This window comes from Corynebacterium aquilae DSM 44791, from assembly GCF_001941445.1.
Lineage (GTDB): Bacteria > Actinomycetota > Actinomycetes > Mycobacteriales > Mycobacteriaceae > Corynebacterium > Corynebacterium aquilae.
The window spans coordinates 664,549-679,389 of the sequence record NZ_CP009245.1; the positions used below are offsets into that span (position 1 = coordinate 664,549).

The 14,841-nt window shown below is 63.6% G+C and carries 9 protein-coding genes; 8 read left to right on the forward strand and 1 reads right to left on the reverse strand.

Annotated features, from left to right (window positions below):
* Positions 1-189 precede the first annotated feature (189 nt).
* From CAQU_RS02900 to CAQU_RS02935, 8 genes are all read left to right on the forward strand, one after another.
* The gene (locus CAQU_RS02900; protein ID WP_075725067.1) at positions 190-414 is read left to right on the forward strand and encodes a DUF3107 domain-containing protein; all 225 of its coding nucleotides are present in this window, start codon (positions 190-192) and stop codon (positions 412-414) included.
* A gap of 229 nt (positions 415-643) precedes the next feature.
* On the forward strand, positions 644-1,525 hold the full coding sequence (locus CAQU_RS02905; RefSeq protein ID WP_075725069.1) for a DUF3152 domain-containing protein: 882 nt from the start codon (positions 644-646) through the stop codon (positions 1,523-1,525).
* A gap of 114 nt (positions 1,526-1,639) precedes the next feature.
* On the forward strand, positions 1,640-2,500 hold the full coding sequence (locus CAQU_RS02910) for a TIGR02569 family protein (RefSeq protein WP_075725071.1): 861 nt from the start codon (positions 1,640-1,642) through the stop codon (positions 2,498-2,500).
* A gap of 166 nt (positions 2,501-2,666) precedes the next feature.
* Positions 2,667-6,092, forward strand: a complete 3,426-nt coding sequence (locus tag CAQU_RS02915; RefSeq protein WP_075725072.1) for an ATP-dependent DNA helicase — start codon at positions 2,667-2,669, stop codon at positions 6,090-6,092.
* Positions 6,082-9,723, forward strand: a complete 3,642-nt coding sequence (locus CAQU_RS02920) for an ATP-dependent helicase (protein ID WP_075725074.1) — start codon at positions 6,082-6,084, stop codon at positions 9,721-9,723. Before CAQU_RS02915 ends, CAQU_RS02920 begins: the two co-directional genes overlap by 11 nt.
* 92 nt (positions 9,724-9,815) lie before the next feature.
* Positions 9,816-10,907 carry a potassium channel family protein gene (locus tag CAQU_RS02925; RefSeq protein WP_075725076.1) on the forward strand — a complete coding sequence of 364 codons (1,092 nt, stop codon included), beginning with the start codon at positions 9,816-9,818 and terminating at the stop codon, positions 10,905-10,907.
* A 6-nt stretch (positions 10,908-10,913) separates the two neighbouring features.
* The gene (locus tag CAQU_RS02930; RefSeq protein ID WP_245797280.1) at positions 10,914-11,771 is read left to right on the forward strand and encodes an NAD(+) diphosphatase; all 858 of its coding nucleotides are present in this window, start codon (positions 10,914-10,916) and stop codon (positions 11,769-11,771) included.
* Positions 11,768-13,831 carry an ATP-dependent DNA helicase UvrD2 gene (locus tag CAQU_RS02935; protein WP_075725080.1) on the forward strand — a complete coding sequence of 688 codons (2,064 nt, stop codon included), beginning with the start codon at positions 11,768-11,770 and terminating at the stop codon, positions 13,829-13,831. The genes CAQU_RS02930 and CAQU_RS02935 overlap by 4 nt, the downstream gene beginning before the upstream one ends.
* Here the strand turns inward: CAQU_RS02935 and CAQU_RS13180 are convergent.
* Positions 13,828-14,826, reverse strand: a complete 999-nt coding sequence (locus CAQU_RS13180; RefSeq protein ID WP_157108873.1) for a hypothetical protein — start codon at positions 14,824-14,826, stop codon at positions 13,828-13,830. The two genes, CAQU_RS02935 and CAQU_RS13180, sit on opposite strands and share 4 nt — an antisense overlap.
* Between the last annotated feature and the right edge of the window lie 15 nt (positions 14,827-14,841).

The window sequence follows — 14,841 nt, forward strand, 5'->3', positions numbered from 1 at the left end:
GAGTACGACCACCCACCACCCAAAGACACACACCACCAGCAGTGCGCTAGGGTAAAACAACACACGTGGTGGCGCGCCAGCATCACCAACGACAAGACGCCGGCGCCCGCCCCCACAAACCCCCACACCCCGCCCACCCCACCGGTGAAACACCGAACAGGTCGGGCAACCAACAGGAGGAACACCACCATGGACATCAAAATCGGTTTCACCGACACTCCCCGCGAACTCAACATCAGCACCGACAGCGCCCAAGAAGACGTCGCAAACGCCGTCCGCGACGCCGTCAACAACGGGGACAAAGTCATCGAGCTCAGCGACGAACGCGGCCGCCGCTACCTCGTCCGCACCGAAACCATCGCCTACGTCGAACTCGGCTCCAGCGACAAACGCCCCGTCGGTTTCGTTCAATAAGCTGTAAAACCCCGCTCGCCCCGCGAGCGACCCACCAGCACCCACCCGAAAAAGCCCAGCAAGCTGACGGCTATTGACAGCAAACTCCCACCCAATCCCAGCCGGTCACAGGGCAAAACCCAACCATCGGGGGTATGGTGCCTAAAGTCTGCGCATAACGCGGCCCAACACACCTAGCCGCGACGCACCCCAAGACAACCCACCAACCACCGCCGACGAGAAAGCACCGATGTCACACAACGACTCCGCCTTCGCGCGCTTCGCCCGCAACTACGGGTGGCGCGCCTACGCCATCCCCGTGCTCGTCGTGCTCACCATCTGGGTCCTGGTCGACATCGCCCGCAACCCTGACGACACCACCACCACGGCCACCTCCACCGACGCCGGAGTCGAAAAAAGCATCGAGGCCCGCCCCACCCGCAGTGGTGCCCCCAACCCCGCCGACAGCAAAGGCCTAGCCATGGACGTCGGCGAACTACCCCCCGGCGGCCCCTTCGCGGAAACAGGCACCGACACCTACCACGTCGTCGGCCGCCCCGGCCCCAAAGTCGGCGTCGGAAGCGAAAAAACCTACACCTACATCGTCGAAGTCGAAGACGGCATGAACACCGCCGACTACGGCGGCGACGACGCCGTCGCAGCCATGGTTGACGCCACCCTCTCCGACCCGCGCGGCTGGACCCACGACCCCGCCTTCGCGTTCCAACACATCGACGCCAACAGCGGTCAGGAACCAGACCTGCGCATCCAGTTGTCCTCCACCGAAACCACCCATAAACACTGCGGCAACGACATCGAGATGGAAACCTCCTGTTTCACCCCCATCGGAAACCGCGTGCTCGTCAACGAGTCCCGCTGGGTGCGCGGGGCCGTACCCTTCCAAGGCGACCTCGGCGCCTACCGCCAATACCTCATCAACCACGAAGTCGGCCACGGCATCGGCTACGCCGCCCACCAGCCCTGCGGTGGCAACGGCGAACTCGCGCCGGTGATGATGCAGCAAACCCTCAGCCTCAACAACTCCAAACTTCACGAGATCGCGGAGGGGCAAACCTACCCAGACAACAACGACACCTGCCGTTACAACCCCTGGCCATACCCCACCCAATAACCCACCCCACACGCTCCCGGCCCCACAACCGCCGGGAGCTTTTCGCATCCCACCCCCAAACCCCACCGTGGCACAGTACCCCGCCAGCCGACACAACGACTACCCTAGGCAACCATGAACCAGACCGTACCCCAGACAGTCCTCGACGCCTTCCGCATCACCACCGACGCCGACGACGCCCTCGGCAGCACCTGGGACTACGGCATCCGCTACGGATCCCGCGTCATCGCCACCGTCACCGACACCGTCCGCGCCCGCTACTCCGCCGACATCCGCGACACCATCACCCCCGACGGCATCCGATTCGCCAAACCCATCACCTCCACTGACGGGCGCACCCACGTCAACGGGTGGAAATGCACCGACTACACCCCCGGCCCCCGCGCCACCAACATCGACGACCTCGTCACCATCGGGCTGCGCCTCGACGACGCACTGAGCAACACCGAGCTGCCCAAATTCACCCACGACCGCATCACCGCACCCTGGGACACCGCCGACATCTACCGCGTCGCCGACACCGCCGCCTGGTCACACAACCCCTCCGCAGTCCTCGCCCCCGGACTCGACCTCGAATCCGAACCCAGCCCCGCACTGCACTGGGCCCTCACCATGGCCAAAACCCTCACCGACGCCATGGACGAGGAAGTTCTCTCCCTCAACCCCCAGCCATGCCACGCCGACCTCATCGGCACCACCATCGCCCCAGCCGGACAACCCCCAGTGATCACCGATTTCGTCTGCGTGGCCCGCCCCTACGGATACACCAGCATCCTCGCCATCGCCGACGGACTCATCGCCGAAGTCATCGACGACGGCATCATCGCCCGCCACCACTACATCCCACACTGCAAACAAATGCTGCTGCGGGCCCTGCTCTACCGCGTCTTCGTCCACGCCCTCCACCCGGACGCCACCGCCGAAATGCGCACCCACATCGAACGAGTCGCACACCTGGTCACCAGCAGCAACTAGCCAGCCCCCAGCGCACAATCCACAGCACACCCCCACAGGCGCAAACCGGTGTGCACACCGGCCGCTAAGGTGAAACCACACCAGCGACAGCGACGACACCCACACCAACCAACCCCACCTCCACGCAGTCGGGGCGGGGAACACGAAACGGGGGAGAGGACACCGAGTGAGTACAACAACGACCACGGCCACCTCCCAGCAGCTCCACACCCGCACAGACCCCCGCGACACCGGGGTACGCCCCGAACGCCGACTCCTCTCCGCAGTCCACCCCCGCATCATCGTCGACACATCCCTACCGGAGCCGGACGCACCCCACGCCATCCCCGACAACGCCAGCAAGCTCATCGGAGCCAGCGGACACTGGCGCGTCACCGGGCCGGCAGGCAGCGGCGTGACCACCCTGCTAGTGGAAGCAGCGCTGGCCCGCATCGACGCCGGAATCCACCCCGACCGGGTGGTCATCGTCACCGCATCCAAAGAATCCGCCAACCGCATCCGCCGCCTCCTGGCGACCCGCCTGGCCGCCCGCAACTTCGCGACCGCCGGAAAAATGGTCCGCAGCGTCCACGCCTTCGCCTTCGCCATCCTCAACGACTACTCGGCCCACCTGTCGCAACCCGCACCCCGACTGCTCACCGGCGCCGAACACGACGCCATCATGCGAGAAATGCTGCTCGGACATGCCGAAGACGGCGGCGCCTACTGGCCCGAACACCTCCAGCCCGCGCTGCCACTGGTGGGATTCGCCCGCTCCTTGAGGGACTTCATCCTGCGCGCCCAAGAACGCGGCATCACCGCAGCCACCCTAAAGAAATGGGGCGCCGACTTCGACCGCGAACTATGGACAGCCAGCGGACACTTCCTCGACGAATACCAAGCCATCGCCAACCTATCCGGCCTGCAACAACTCAACGCCTCAGAACTAACCTCCCGGGCGCTCGCAGCCATCAACGACCCAGACTCGCCAAACTTCCGCCTGGAAACCCTCCAACGCATCGACACCCTCATCGTCGATGACGCCCAACAGCTCGACCCGGTAGCGGCACAACTCATCCAAGAGTTCCGCCAAGAAATCCCCACCACCATCATCGCCGGAGACCCCCACCAAGCCGTGTTCCGCTTCCGCGGCGCAAACCCCCGCTTCCTCAGCGAACTTCCAGTCACACCCGACCACGACATCACCCTGGATAAAACCCACCGCAACCCCCACCGTAAAGCCCTGATCACCTGCGAACGGGCCGCCACCGAACCCGCCATCATCGCCGATATTCTGCGCCGCAGCCACCTCATCGAAGGCAACCAATGGGCCGACCACGTCGTCATCGTTCGCGAAAGCAGCAACATCGCCAGCATCAAACGGGCGCTGCTGGCCGCCGGCGTACCCGTCCACCAGGACGCCACCGACCTGGTACTTGCCGAACACCCACTGGTCAACCAACTACTCCTGGCCATCACCGCGGCGCTGCGCCCCCTGGAAGTCACAGAAGTCGAAGCCCTCGTCCTCGGGCCGGTCGGCGGAGCCGACCCAGTGACACTACGCAAACTCATCCGCGGCGTGCGCCAAGCCGAAATGGCCCGCGGAGGCCGCCGCCGCTCCCTGGTCATCCTGCGCGAACTTCTGCACCCGAGCGCCGAGACCACCAAAGAAGAACACGACCGCCAGATCGCCGAGATCATCGGCCCCCTCACCGCCGCAGAAAAAGCTATCTTCGAGCACCTTTACGCGGTGATCTCCGCCGCCAAAACAGCAATCGACGCCGGAGAATCCGTGGAACAGATCCTCTGGGCGGCATGGGAAAAAACCGGGCTGGGCAACAGCCTGTCCGCAGTCGCACTTCGCGGCGGAGCCCGCGGCTCCCAAGCCGACCACGCGCTAGACGCCATGATGGCGCTTTTTGATATGGCCGGCGATTTCGTGGAACGACGCCCCACCGCCAGCATCGCCAGCTTCATCGACACCGTCAACGCCCAACAGCTACCCACCAGCGCCCGCGATCGCCGCACCGCCATGCCCGACGCAGTCAGCATCCTCACCGCCCACGGCGTCAGTGGCCAACAATGGCCCCACGTCATCATCGCCGGCGTCCAAGAAGACTCCTGGCCCACCATCGGGGAAACCGGAACCCTTTTCGGGCAAGAAGAACTCATCGACCTCAACGACGATGGACTCGACCCGCGACTGCACGTGTCCCGCGCCGGGGACAAACTGGCTGAGGAACTGCGCCTGTTCGAGTTGAGCCTGGCGCGCGCCACCGAAACCATCGTGGTGACGACGGTGAACAGCCCCGAAGAAGCCCAGCTGGTGCCCTCCAGATTCTTAGAGGATTTGGGCGAGGACTACCAGCGATACAGTGGGGAAGCGATCATGTCTGGGCATCTTGCGCACCTCATCGGGGGCGAAATCCCTGAGCCCGATAGCGAGAACTCCGGTGCGCTTGCGTCCACCGAGGAGCCCCCCACCCTAGCTACCCTGGGGCAAGACTCGGATGATGCTAAGCGGCAGCGCCAGGAATTGATTGAGCACACCGAGGGGCTGTTGTTGCCGTCGCCACTGTTGGCGGTGCCGACGATGGTTGCCGAGCTGCGGCGCTTTGCCAGCGATGACGCGGTGCCCGAGCGGGTGCGAAAACAGGCAGCAACCCAGCTTGCCCGCTTGGCGGCGGCCGGTATCCATAGCGCGCACCCGGACTATTGGTGGGGTGCGGTGGAGCCGAGCACCCGCACACCACTGGTGGAGGACTCCGCCCCGGTGGTGCTGTCACCATCGGCGGTTGAGTCCCTTACGACCTGCCCCGCCCGCCATGTGATCACGCGCGCCCTTCCAGGGCCATTGGGTGAGACCACGAGCATGCACACCGGTACGCTGCTGCACGCGATCGCTGAGGCAGTGTCCAATGGGGTTGATATTCGGGTGTTGCGTGGGCTGGCCCATGACACCTACGACACGATGATTTCCGGCCCCCAGTGGGAGCAAGACCGCCTGCACCGTCGACTAGATGGCATCATCGACAACATTGTCGCCTGGGTGAGCCGTCGCGATGCGGCAGCCGACGCGGTTGCTACTGAGGTCGACATCACCGTCGATATTGATCTGTCCCAACCCGCAGCCGATGGGCAGCCACCTGCCGAGGATGCGCGGCCGACCCGGATTCGGGGGCGGGTTGACCGGCTGGAAACCTATAGTGACGGGTTGCGGATCGTCGATATTAAAACCGGCAATCAGCCGACGACGAAGGAAAAAGCCGCCACCAACCCCCAGCTTGCGACGTACCAGTATGCCTTTGAGCATGCGGTCGCCGATGGGCACGGTGGTTTTTCGACCGCGCCAAAGGGCCAGGGGCAGACGGTGGCGGGCGCCCAGCTGGCCTACGTGGCGAAGCCGTCGTCGCGCACGGTGGTCACCGAAAGGGATCAGCCGGCACTCGACGACGACAGCCGCCAGGTGATCCGCAACCTTTTAGCGGATGCCGCCCGCGCAAGCATTGGCCCCAGCGTTCTTGCGAAAAAAAATCCCACCTGTACGAGCTGCCCGATCCGGATTGTGTGCCCGGTGAGTGCGGAAGGAAAAGCGACGACCCATGAACCTTGATCACGAACCCTTGGTCAGTGCCGAAGAGCTGGCGCAGTGGTTGGGCCAGCCTTTCCCGCCGACTCCGCAGCAATCCGCCGTTATCACCGCGCCGGCGGAGCCACTGCTGGTGGTGGCTGGTGCGGGGGCTGGAAAAACGGAAACCATGGCGGCCCGCGTGGTGTGGTTGGTGGCCAACAAGTACGTTTCCCCGGATGCGGTTTTGGGGTTGACGTTTACCCGCAAAGCGGCCCAGGAGTTGGGGCAGCGCATCCGCCAGCGGCTCAAGGCTTTGGCCGCGTGCCCGCAGTTGGTCACGATTGATGAGGACGGCCAGCTGGCGAAGGCGCTGGCTACCGCTAACCCCACCACGTTGACCTATGACGCCTATGCTGGCCGGCTGATTCGGGAGTATGGGTTGTTGCTGCCCGTGGAGCCGACCTCCCGGCTGATCAGTGGCACCGAGCAGTACTTGATTGCTCGGGATGTGGTGGAGGGGCTGCAGGGGGATTTGCACCTGGATGATGCTTATGGCCGCAACAGCATTGTGGATCAGGTGCTGTTGTTGAAAAAGGAGCTTGATGATCACCTGATTTCGCTTGATGACGTGCGGGAGGAAACGGAGGCGCTGATTGCGTTGGTGGAGTCTTTGCCGCCGTCGAAGCGGGCGAAGGACCCGGAGGGGCTGACGACGCTGACCCGGCAGGTGTTGGATGCGCAGGCGCGTCGGTTGAGTTTGTTGCCGGCGGTGGCTGCTTTGCAGCAGCAGCTGCGGGAGCGCAACGTGATGACCTTCGCGGAGCAGATGAGTGTGGCGGCGCGGCTGGCGCGGGGGCGCAGCCAGGTGCGGACGTCCCAGCGGCAGCGTTTCCGGGCGGTGATGTTGGATGAGTATCAGGACACGTCGGCGGCGCAGCGTATTTTGCTGTCTCACCTGTTTGGTGATCCGAATCCGCAGCAGTCGGATGACATTTCGGGCGTGGCGCGGGGCATTGCGGTGACTGCGGTGGGTGATCCGATGCAGGCGATTTACTCGTGGCGGGGTGCAACAGCATCGAATTTGGTGGAGTTCGTCACCGACTTTCCTGTGCTTCGCCCTGCTTCGCAGCCTGAGGGCTTGGAGGAGCCGGTGGGGGAGCAGCCGGTGCGGTGGGTGAAAAAACCGGCCGAGACTCGCGAGTTGACGACGAGTTGGCGTAATCCGCCGGAGGTGTTGGCGTTGGCGAATCAGGCCACGGTGGGGCAGTTGGGGGCGTTGGATTCTGCGCACCGTATTGTTTCGCCGTTGGTGTCGCGGCAGGGCGCTGCGCCGGGGCGGGTGTTGTTGGGTAGGTATGCGACCGCGGAGGAGGAAAACGCTGCGGTGGCGGAGGCGTTGGCGGAAGATTTTTGGGCTGCCCAGGAGGCGGGGCAGACGTTTACTGGGGCGGTGTTGGTGCGCCAGCATAAGCAGACCCCGGCGATTGCTGCTGCGCTGCGGGAGCGGGATGTGCCGGTGGAGATTGTGGGTTTGGCGGGGTTGTTGCAGGTCCCGGAGGTGGTTGATGTGCTGGCGGTGATTCGGATGCTGGTGCGCCCTCAGGATGATGTGGCGGCGTTGCGGATTTTGTTGGGCCCGCATATCAATTTGGGGCTTGATGATTTGAGGAAGTTGGCGGCGCGTGCCCGGAATTTGGCGGGGCGGGCGACGAAGCTGTCGGAGAAAACTTCCGGTGTGGGTGCGGGGGAGGTCGTTGAGGTGGCTGAGGTGGTCGCCGAGGACGACAAGTTGGTGTTGGATCGGGATGCCGCGGATTTGCAGGGGCATGTGTTGGCTTTGTTGCGCGCGCAGCAGGAGCGTTTGGGGGTGGATGCTGATGTGGTGTCGCAAGGGGCGTTGGAGAAGTGTGCGGCTGAGGTTGCGCGGTTGTTGTCGGCGACGGAGGAGACTCGGGTGGGGTTGGCTGATGCTATTGCGGATTTGGATGCGCCGGAGAAGTACAGCGTGGAGGGGTATCGGCGGTTGGCGATGTTGTCGAGTGAGTTGCGCGAGTTGCGGCGTAATAGTTTGGGGTCGAGTCTGACGGATTTGGTCAGTGATGTGGAGCAGGTGATGGGGCTTCGTGCTGAGGTGTTGACGCGGGAGTCGACGGGTGGTCGTGCGCATGTGGGGGCTGCGCATTTGGATAGGTTTGCTGAGGAGGTGGCTGCCTATGGTCGCATTCCGGGGGCGAGTGTGGTGGGGATGTTGGATTATTTTGAGTTGGCGGTGCAGCATGATCAGGGGTTGACGCGTGGGGAGGTGGCGGTCAGTGGTGATCGGGTGCAGATTTTGACGGTGCATAAGGCTAAGGGGTTGGAGTGGCAGTCGGTGGCTGTGGTGGGGGTGACGGATCGGATTTATGGTGAGCGGGGTGTGTCGACGTGGGCGACGAGTCCGGGGGCGTTGCCGACGGCTTTGCGGGCGGATGCTGATGCGGGGCATCGTTTTGGTGCGCCGGTGTTGGATACCAGTGAGGTGGAGGATCAGACGCAGCTTAAAGGCGCGGTTGATGCGTTTAAGAAGGAGTTGCGGGCGGGCAATTTGGGGGAGGTGGAGCGGTTGTTTTATGTGGCGTTGACGCGTGCGGAGCGGCATCTGATTGTGACTAGTGCTGCTGATAATGGTGGGGCGCGTCCGGATGCGCCGTTTGGGGTGTTGGAGCGCTTGTGTGCTGTTTTTCCGGAGTTTGTTGTGGACGCCGCATCAGAAGTTGAGGCTGCGACGGGGGCTGAAGCTGAAGCTGTGGCTGGTGTGGGGGAGGCACCGGTGGTGGAGCAGGCGCCGGTGCCGCGGGATTTTTTGGAGCATCGTGCGGTGGGGGTTTTGCGGGCGGCTGATTGGGTGCGGGCGGAGTATGAGCGCCTGGTGGCTGATGCTGATGCTGGTGCGGGTGGTGAGGGTGATCGGGCTGTGCCTGTGGTGGGGTTGTGGGATCGTGAGGTGCGGGCGTTGGTGGAGGAGGCGCGGCGCGCGGATGCTCCGACGGTGACGGTGAATGTGGGCTCGGAGGTGACGGCGAGTGATTTGGTTTCGTGTGCGCGGGATCCGGAGGAGTTTGCGCGTCGTCGGCGTCGCCCGCAGCCGTTTCGGCCGAATGTTTTTGCCAAGCGGGGTACGGCGTTGCACCAGTGGATTGAGGATCATTATGGGCGCGGTTCGTTGTTGGATGCGCCGTTGATGGATGATTCTGTGGGTTTTGATGAGGAAGGGGAGGTGTCTTCGGCGGAGTTGGCGGTGTTGCAGGAGAAGTTTTTGGCGAGCCGGTGGGCGGATATGGATCCGGTGTTTGTGGAGTATCCGTTTACGGTGTCGTTGGGTTCGCGGTTGGTCAGTGGCCGGATTGACGCTATTTTTCATGAGGGGGATGATCCGGCGTCGGGTTGGTTGGTGGTGGATTGGAAGTCTTCGCGTCCGCCGGTCGGTGCGGAGGCGGATAGTGCGGCGATTCAGTTGGCGGTGTATCGCTATGCGTTGGGGCAGTTGTTGGAGTCGATGACTGGTTCTGCGGTGGCGCCGGAGGGTATTTCGGCGGGTTTCTTCTACATCGGCTTCGAGCAATTCTTCCAGCCGGGTAAGCTACCGGGTGCTAAAGAGTTGGAGTTGTTGTTCTCCAGCGATGATGGTGCCTGATGTTGGTGCCATGGTTCTATCGCCGCACATCTTGGGTGTGCGTTCGGTCCGGCGGTAGGAACACCTTGTGATGAAAGTGAGCGTGCACCGACGTGCCGCAGCGAATCCGTGCGCATTTGCGTAGTGATACTGAACTGGTTGATCTTCCTGATCATGCGTTGTTGGGGATCATTAAGATTCCGCAGCCGCGTTCTTTTAGTCCGTGGTGGTTGATTACCCGAAGAATTGCGTATGCGATTGCGCTGATGGGCGTGGTTGCGGTGTTGGTGTACACCGATAAGGGTGGCTATACCGAGGATCTGACTTTTGTTGATGCGGTGTATTACTCGGCGGTGTCGTTGTCGACGACGGGTTATGGCGATATTGCCCCGGTGACGCAGCATGCGCGTTTGGTCAATATTTTCATTATTACCCCGATTAGGATTTTGTTCCTGATTTTGTTGGTGGGTACCACTTTGGCGGTGTTGACGGATGAGACTCGCCGCACTTTACAGATCCAGCGTTGGAGGAAGAACATGCGTGATCACACTGTGGTTGTTGGTTATGGAACGAAGGGCCGTAGTGCGGTGTCGGCGTTGTTGGCTGATGGGGTGAGCCCGGCGAGCATTGTGGTGGTCGATACTGATAAGGATGCGCTGGAGATGGCGTCGACGCGGGGTTTGGTGACGGTGGTGGGTTCGGCGACGAAGGCTGATGTGTTGAAGTTGGCGGGGGTGGCGCGCGCGAAGGCGGTGGTGGTGGCGCCGAATATGGATGATACGGCGGTGTTGGTGACGCTGTCGGTGCGTGAGATCGCTCCGAATGCGACGATTGTGGCCAGTGTGCGGGAGAGTGAGAATGTGCACTTGTTGAAGCAGTCGGGTGCGGATAGCGTGGTGATTTCTTCGGAGACCGCGGGCCGGATGTTGGGGTTGGCGACGGTGACTCCGACGGTGGTGGAGATGTTGGAGGATTTGTTGTCTCCGGATGATGGCATGTCGATTACGGAGATGATTGTTACTGCTGCAGATGCTGGTAAGTCGCCGCGGGAGTTGTCGCCGTTGGCGTTGGGTGTGGTGCGCCATGGTGAGTTGTTCCGGGTGAGTGAGCCGGCTGCGCGTGCGGTGCAGCAGGGCGATAAGTTGTTGTTTATTCGGGGGTTGGCGCCGAAGGATGCCCAGGCGGATGCTGCGGGTGAGCGGTAGTTTGTGATGGCCCGGTTGATTCATTTGACGCCGTCGTTGCAGATCATTGTGGATGCGGATGGTAGCCCGCATTGGTTTGATTACGATCCGTCTGCCGGTGTGGGGGCGGGGGTGTGTGAGCGCTCGGCGCAGGATGATGCGGTGGTTGAGGCTGCTTGGGGTGCGCGGCCGCCGATTGTGGCGCGGGTCAGTGAGGGGAAGTGGGCGCGTTTGGTTGATGAGGAGGAGTTGGCGCGCCTGGCCGCGCAGGTGGGCGGTGAGGTGGTGGCGCTGCGCAGCATGCTGGTTGATGATCATCCGGATTTGTTGGCGGCGGCTGGGTATGTGAAAAATCAGCAGCTGCACCGGTTTCATCCGGCGGATGGTACACCGTTGACTTTTGATGAGCAGGGGCATGTGGGCACGAGTGCGCGGGGGGCCGCGTTTTTTCCGCGGCTGGATCCGGCGGTGATTGGTCTGGTGGAGTGTCGGGGGCGGATTTTGTTGGGTCGTAATGCGTTGCGCCCGGACTATTTTTCCCTGATCGCGGGTTATGTGTCCCCGGGGGAGACTTTGGAGGCGGCGTTTGCGCGGGAGGTGCTGGAGGAAACCGGCCGCCGGGTGCGCGGGGTGCGCTATGTGGGTTCGCAGCCGTGGCCGGCGTCGGGTGCGTTGATGTTGGGCATGTATGGGCTCACCGATGATTGGGAGGCGGTGGCTGCAACGGACGGGGAGCTCGTGGAGACCCGGTGGGCCAGCCGTGAGGAGATCGTGGCGGGCGGGCTGCCGCTGTCGCCTCAAGGGTCTATTGCCCGGACCTTGATTGAGTTTTGGACCCATAAGACTGAAGATTTTTTGCCACAAAAGAGCCTGTTTGATTCATGATTGATCTGAATTCCCTCGACGATGATCAGCGCGTCGCCGCGACCGCGCCGCGTGGCCCGGTGTGCATCCTGGCCGGTGCCGGCACCGGAAAGACCCGCACCATTACCTACCGGATCGCCCACCTGATCGACCAGGGCTTTGTCAGCCCCCAGCGGGTGTTGGCGGTGACCTTTACTTCCCGCGCGGCCGGGGAGATGCGCCACCGCCTGGCAACTATGGGCATTGGTGGGGTGCAGGCCCGCACCTTCCACGCGGCCGCGCGGCGCCAGTTGGCCTATTTTTGGCCGCAGGTCGCGGGTTCTTTGCCGTGGAAACTGGTGGATAATAAGTTTCCGCTGGTGGGCCGGGCGGTGCGGGGCGCTGGCCTGGAGAACAACACCGACATGGTGCGCGATGTGCTCTCTGAGATCGAATGGGCCAAAGCGTCGCTGATTAGCGCCGACGCTTACCCCGCGGCGGTCGATTCTTCCGGCCGCACCGCCCCTGCGGATCCCCAAAAAATCGCCCAGGCATACCGCCTGTACGAACAGGCAAAAACCTCCGAGGACGGGATGCTGCTCGACTTCGATGATCTGCTGGTTCACACCGCGGGCGCGTTGGAAAATTCCGCGGCGATCGCCGAGGAGTTTCGCCAGCAGTACCGCAGCTTCGTCGTCGACGAATACCAGGACGTCACCCCTTTGCAGCAGCGGGTGCTGGACGCGTGGCTGGGCACCCGCGACGACTTAACGGTCGTCGGTGACGCCAACCAGACCATCTACTCCTTTACCGGCGCAACCCCCGACTACCTGCTGAATTTTTCCCGCAAGTATCCGCACGCCTCCATCACGCGGCTGCAACGCGACTATCGCTCCACCCCGCAGGTCACCGACCTGGCCAACACGGTCATTGGGCAAGCCCAAGGCCGGGTGGCCGGCACCCGACTCACCCTGGAAGGTATGCGGCCGGCAGGTGGTGAACCCACCTTCACCTCCTATGACGATGAGCCCTCCCAGGCCCGTGGGGTGGCCAAAAAGATCGCGCAGCTGATCAACCAGGGCATCCCCGCCCGGGAGATCGCGGTGCTGTACCGCATCAACGCCCACTCCGCACTGTTCGAACAGGCCCTGTCCGAAGAAAACATCCCCTACCAGGTGCGCGGCGGTGAAGGCTTTTATAACCGGCCCGAAATCCGGGCTGCTATCACCGAGTTGGTGCGCCTGTCCGGCCGGGATGATCTCCCGGAGCAAGCCCAGGGTGCGGGCCTGGTGCGGGTGGTGCGCGCAGCGCTCGCCCCGCTGGGTTTGAGCGCCAGCGAACCCGAAGGCGCCCAAGCCCGCGAACGCTGGCAATCCCTCAACGCGCTAGCCGAACTCGTCGAAGAACTCGCCAGCATCACCGGCGACCTCACCCTGCCGGGACTACTGGCAGAACTCAAAACCCGCGCCGACGCCAAACACCCACCCAGCGTCGACGGCGTCACCCTCGCCTCCCTGCACGCCGCCAAGGGTCTCGAATGGGATGCCGTGTTCCTGGTTGGTCTCTCCGAGGGATCCCTGCCCATCAAACAAGCCATCAAAGCCGGCGCGGAACACATCGAGGAAGAACGGCGCTTGTTCTACGTCGGAATTACCCGCGCCCGCGAACACCTCCACCTGTCCTGGGCGCTGGCCCGCCAGGAAGGCGCCCGCGCCAGCCGCCACCGCACCCGCTTCCTTGACGGCATCGTCAAGGATCCTGAGCCGATCACCAGCGGGCACAGTGCGCGCAAAACCGCCCACTGCCGCACCTGCGGCATCACCCTGGACACCCCCGCGGAAAAAGTCCTCGGCCGCTGCCTCGACTGCCCCGGGGACACCGATCACGACCTCGTCGAACACCTGCGCCAATGGCGCAAACGCACCGCCGATGAGCTCAACCAACCCGCCTACATCGTCTTCTCCGACGCCACCCTTTTGGCCATCGCCGAAGCCCAACCCCGCACCCCCACAGAACTGCTCGGCATCACCGGGCTCGGGCCGGTCAAACTCGAACGCTTCGGGCAATCCCTGCTCGACACCCTCGAGGACTACCTCAGCTAAACCCCCGCCCCATCCGGGCGGCGGCCAGCGACCCGCTTACCGGCTGCCGCCGCCCGGCTGCGCCGCTCAAAACAATCCGGACACAACGGATGGCTCGGCAGTGTCGACGCCGACACCTCCCACGACCCCAACCCCGCCCGCACCACCGCCCCCGGCACCCAACCCACCGCACCACCAGCCGGCGGATTCACCCCAGCAACCAGCAAGGGGCGCAACAACAACGCCGCCACCAACGACGCCCGCCCCAACCACCCCTTCTCCCACCCCACACCACCAGCACCCCCAGGGGAAAGCACCAACTCCTTGGCCACCGAAGCCCACAACGGGTCGCGCTCCCGGCGGCGCAACTCCGCACACACCACACACGGCCCCCGCCCATCCACATGCAGCGGCCCCACCTCCACCACCTCACCCACAAAAGACACCGGCACCACCCGCGCCGAATGCTCCACCAACGCCCGACACACCGCCGACGTAGGCCGCCAATAATTCACCAACACCACCGGGCACACCCCCGCCGCCCCCGCAATCGCCTGCGCATCCGCCTGACCTCGGCCCACCCGCCGCGCCACCACCCCACACACCTCACCTAACGCCTCCACCAGGGCTGCCACCGCAGGGCCATCCCCCAACACCACCACCTCACCAGGGTCAGCAAACCAATCCACCAACACCCCCGCACACAACAAATCCGCAATCATCACCCGCGCCCGATGCCGCGGCACCCCACATCCGCACAACCCATCAGCCAACGCCGTCAACCCCACCGGCTGGCGCGCCGCCCGCAACACCCTGCACACCCCGGCCGCATCCTCGCCCTGCCGCAACAACAACACCCCCGCCGAAGCAGCATCCACCCCAAACTGCACCGAAAAGGCATCCCGCACCACCACCACAGCACTATCCCGCAAACACACCAACCGGCGCGCCCCATCAACCACATGGTCTGCCGGGGGAGTAGCCCGCGGATCCACCCGCAGCACACGATCAGCCAACACCAACCACCTCAC

What these genes read in the sequence shown, in the direction of transcription:
- CAQU_RS02930 (WP_245797280.1), top strand. Translation starts at nt 10,914, where the DNA reads ATGGCCCGGTTGATTCATTTGACGCCGTCGTTGCAGATCATTGTGGAT.
- CAQU_RS02920 (WP_075725074.1), top strand. Translation starts at nt 6,082, where the DNA reads ATGAACCTTGATCACGAACCCTTGGTCAGTGCCGAAGAGCTGGCGCAG.
- CAQU_RS02905 (WP_075725069.1), top strand. Translation starts at nt 644, where the DNA reads ATGTCACACAACGACTCCGCCTTCGCGCGCTTCGCCCGCAACTACGGG.
- CAQU_RS02910 (WP_075725071.1), top strand. Translation starts at nt 1,640, where the DNA reads ATGAACCAGACCGTACCCCAGACAGTCCTCGACGCCTTCCGCATCACC.
- CAQU_RS02935 (WP_075725080.1), top strand. Translation starts at nt 11,768, where the DNA reads ATGATTGATCTGAATTCCCTCGACGATGATCAGCGCGTCGCCGCGACC.
- CAQU_RS02900 (WP_075725067.1), top strand. Translation starts at nt 190, where the DNA reads ATGGACATCAAAATCGGTTTCACCGACACTCCCCGCGAACTCAACATC.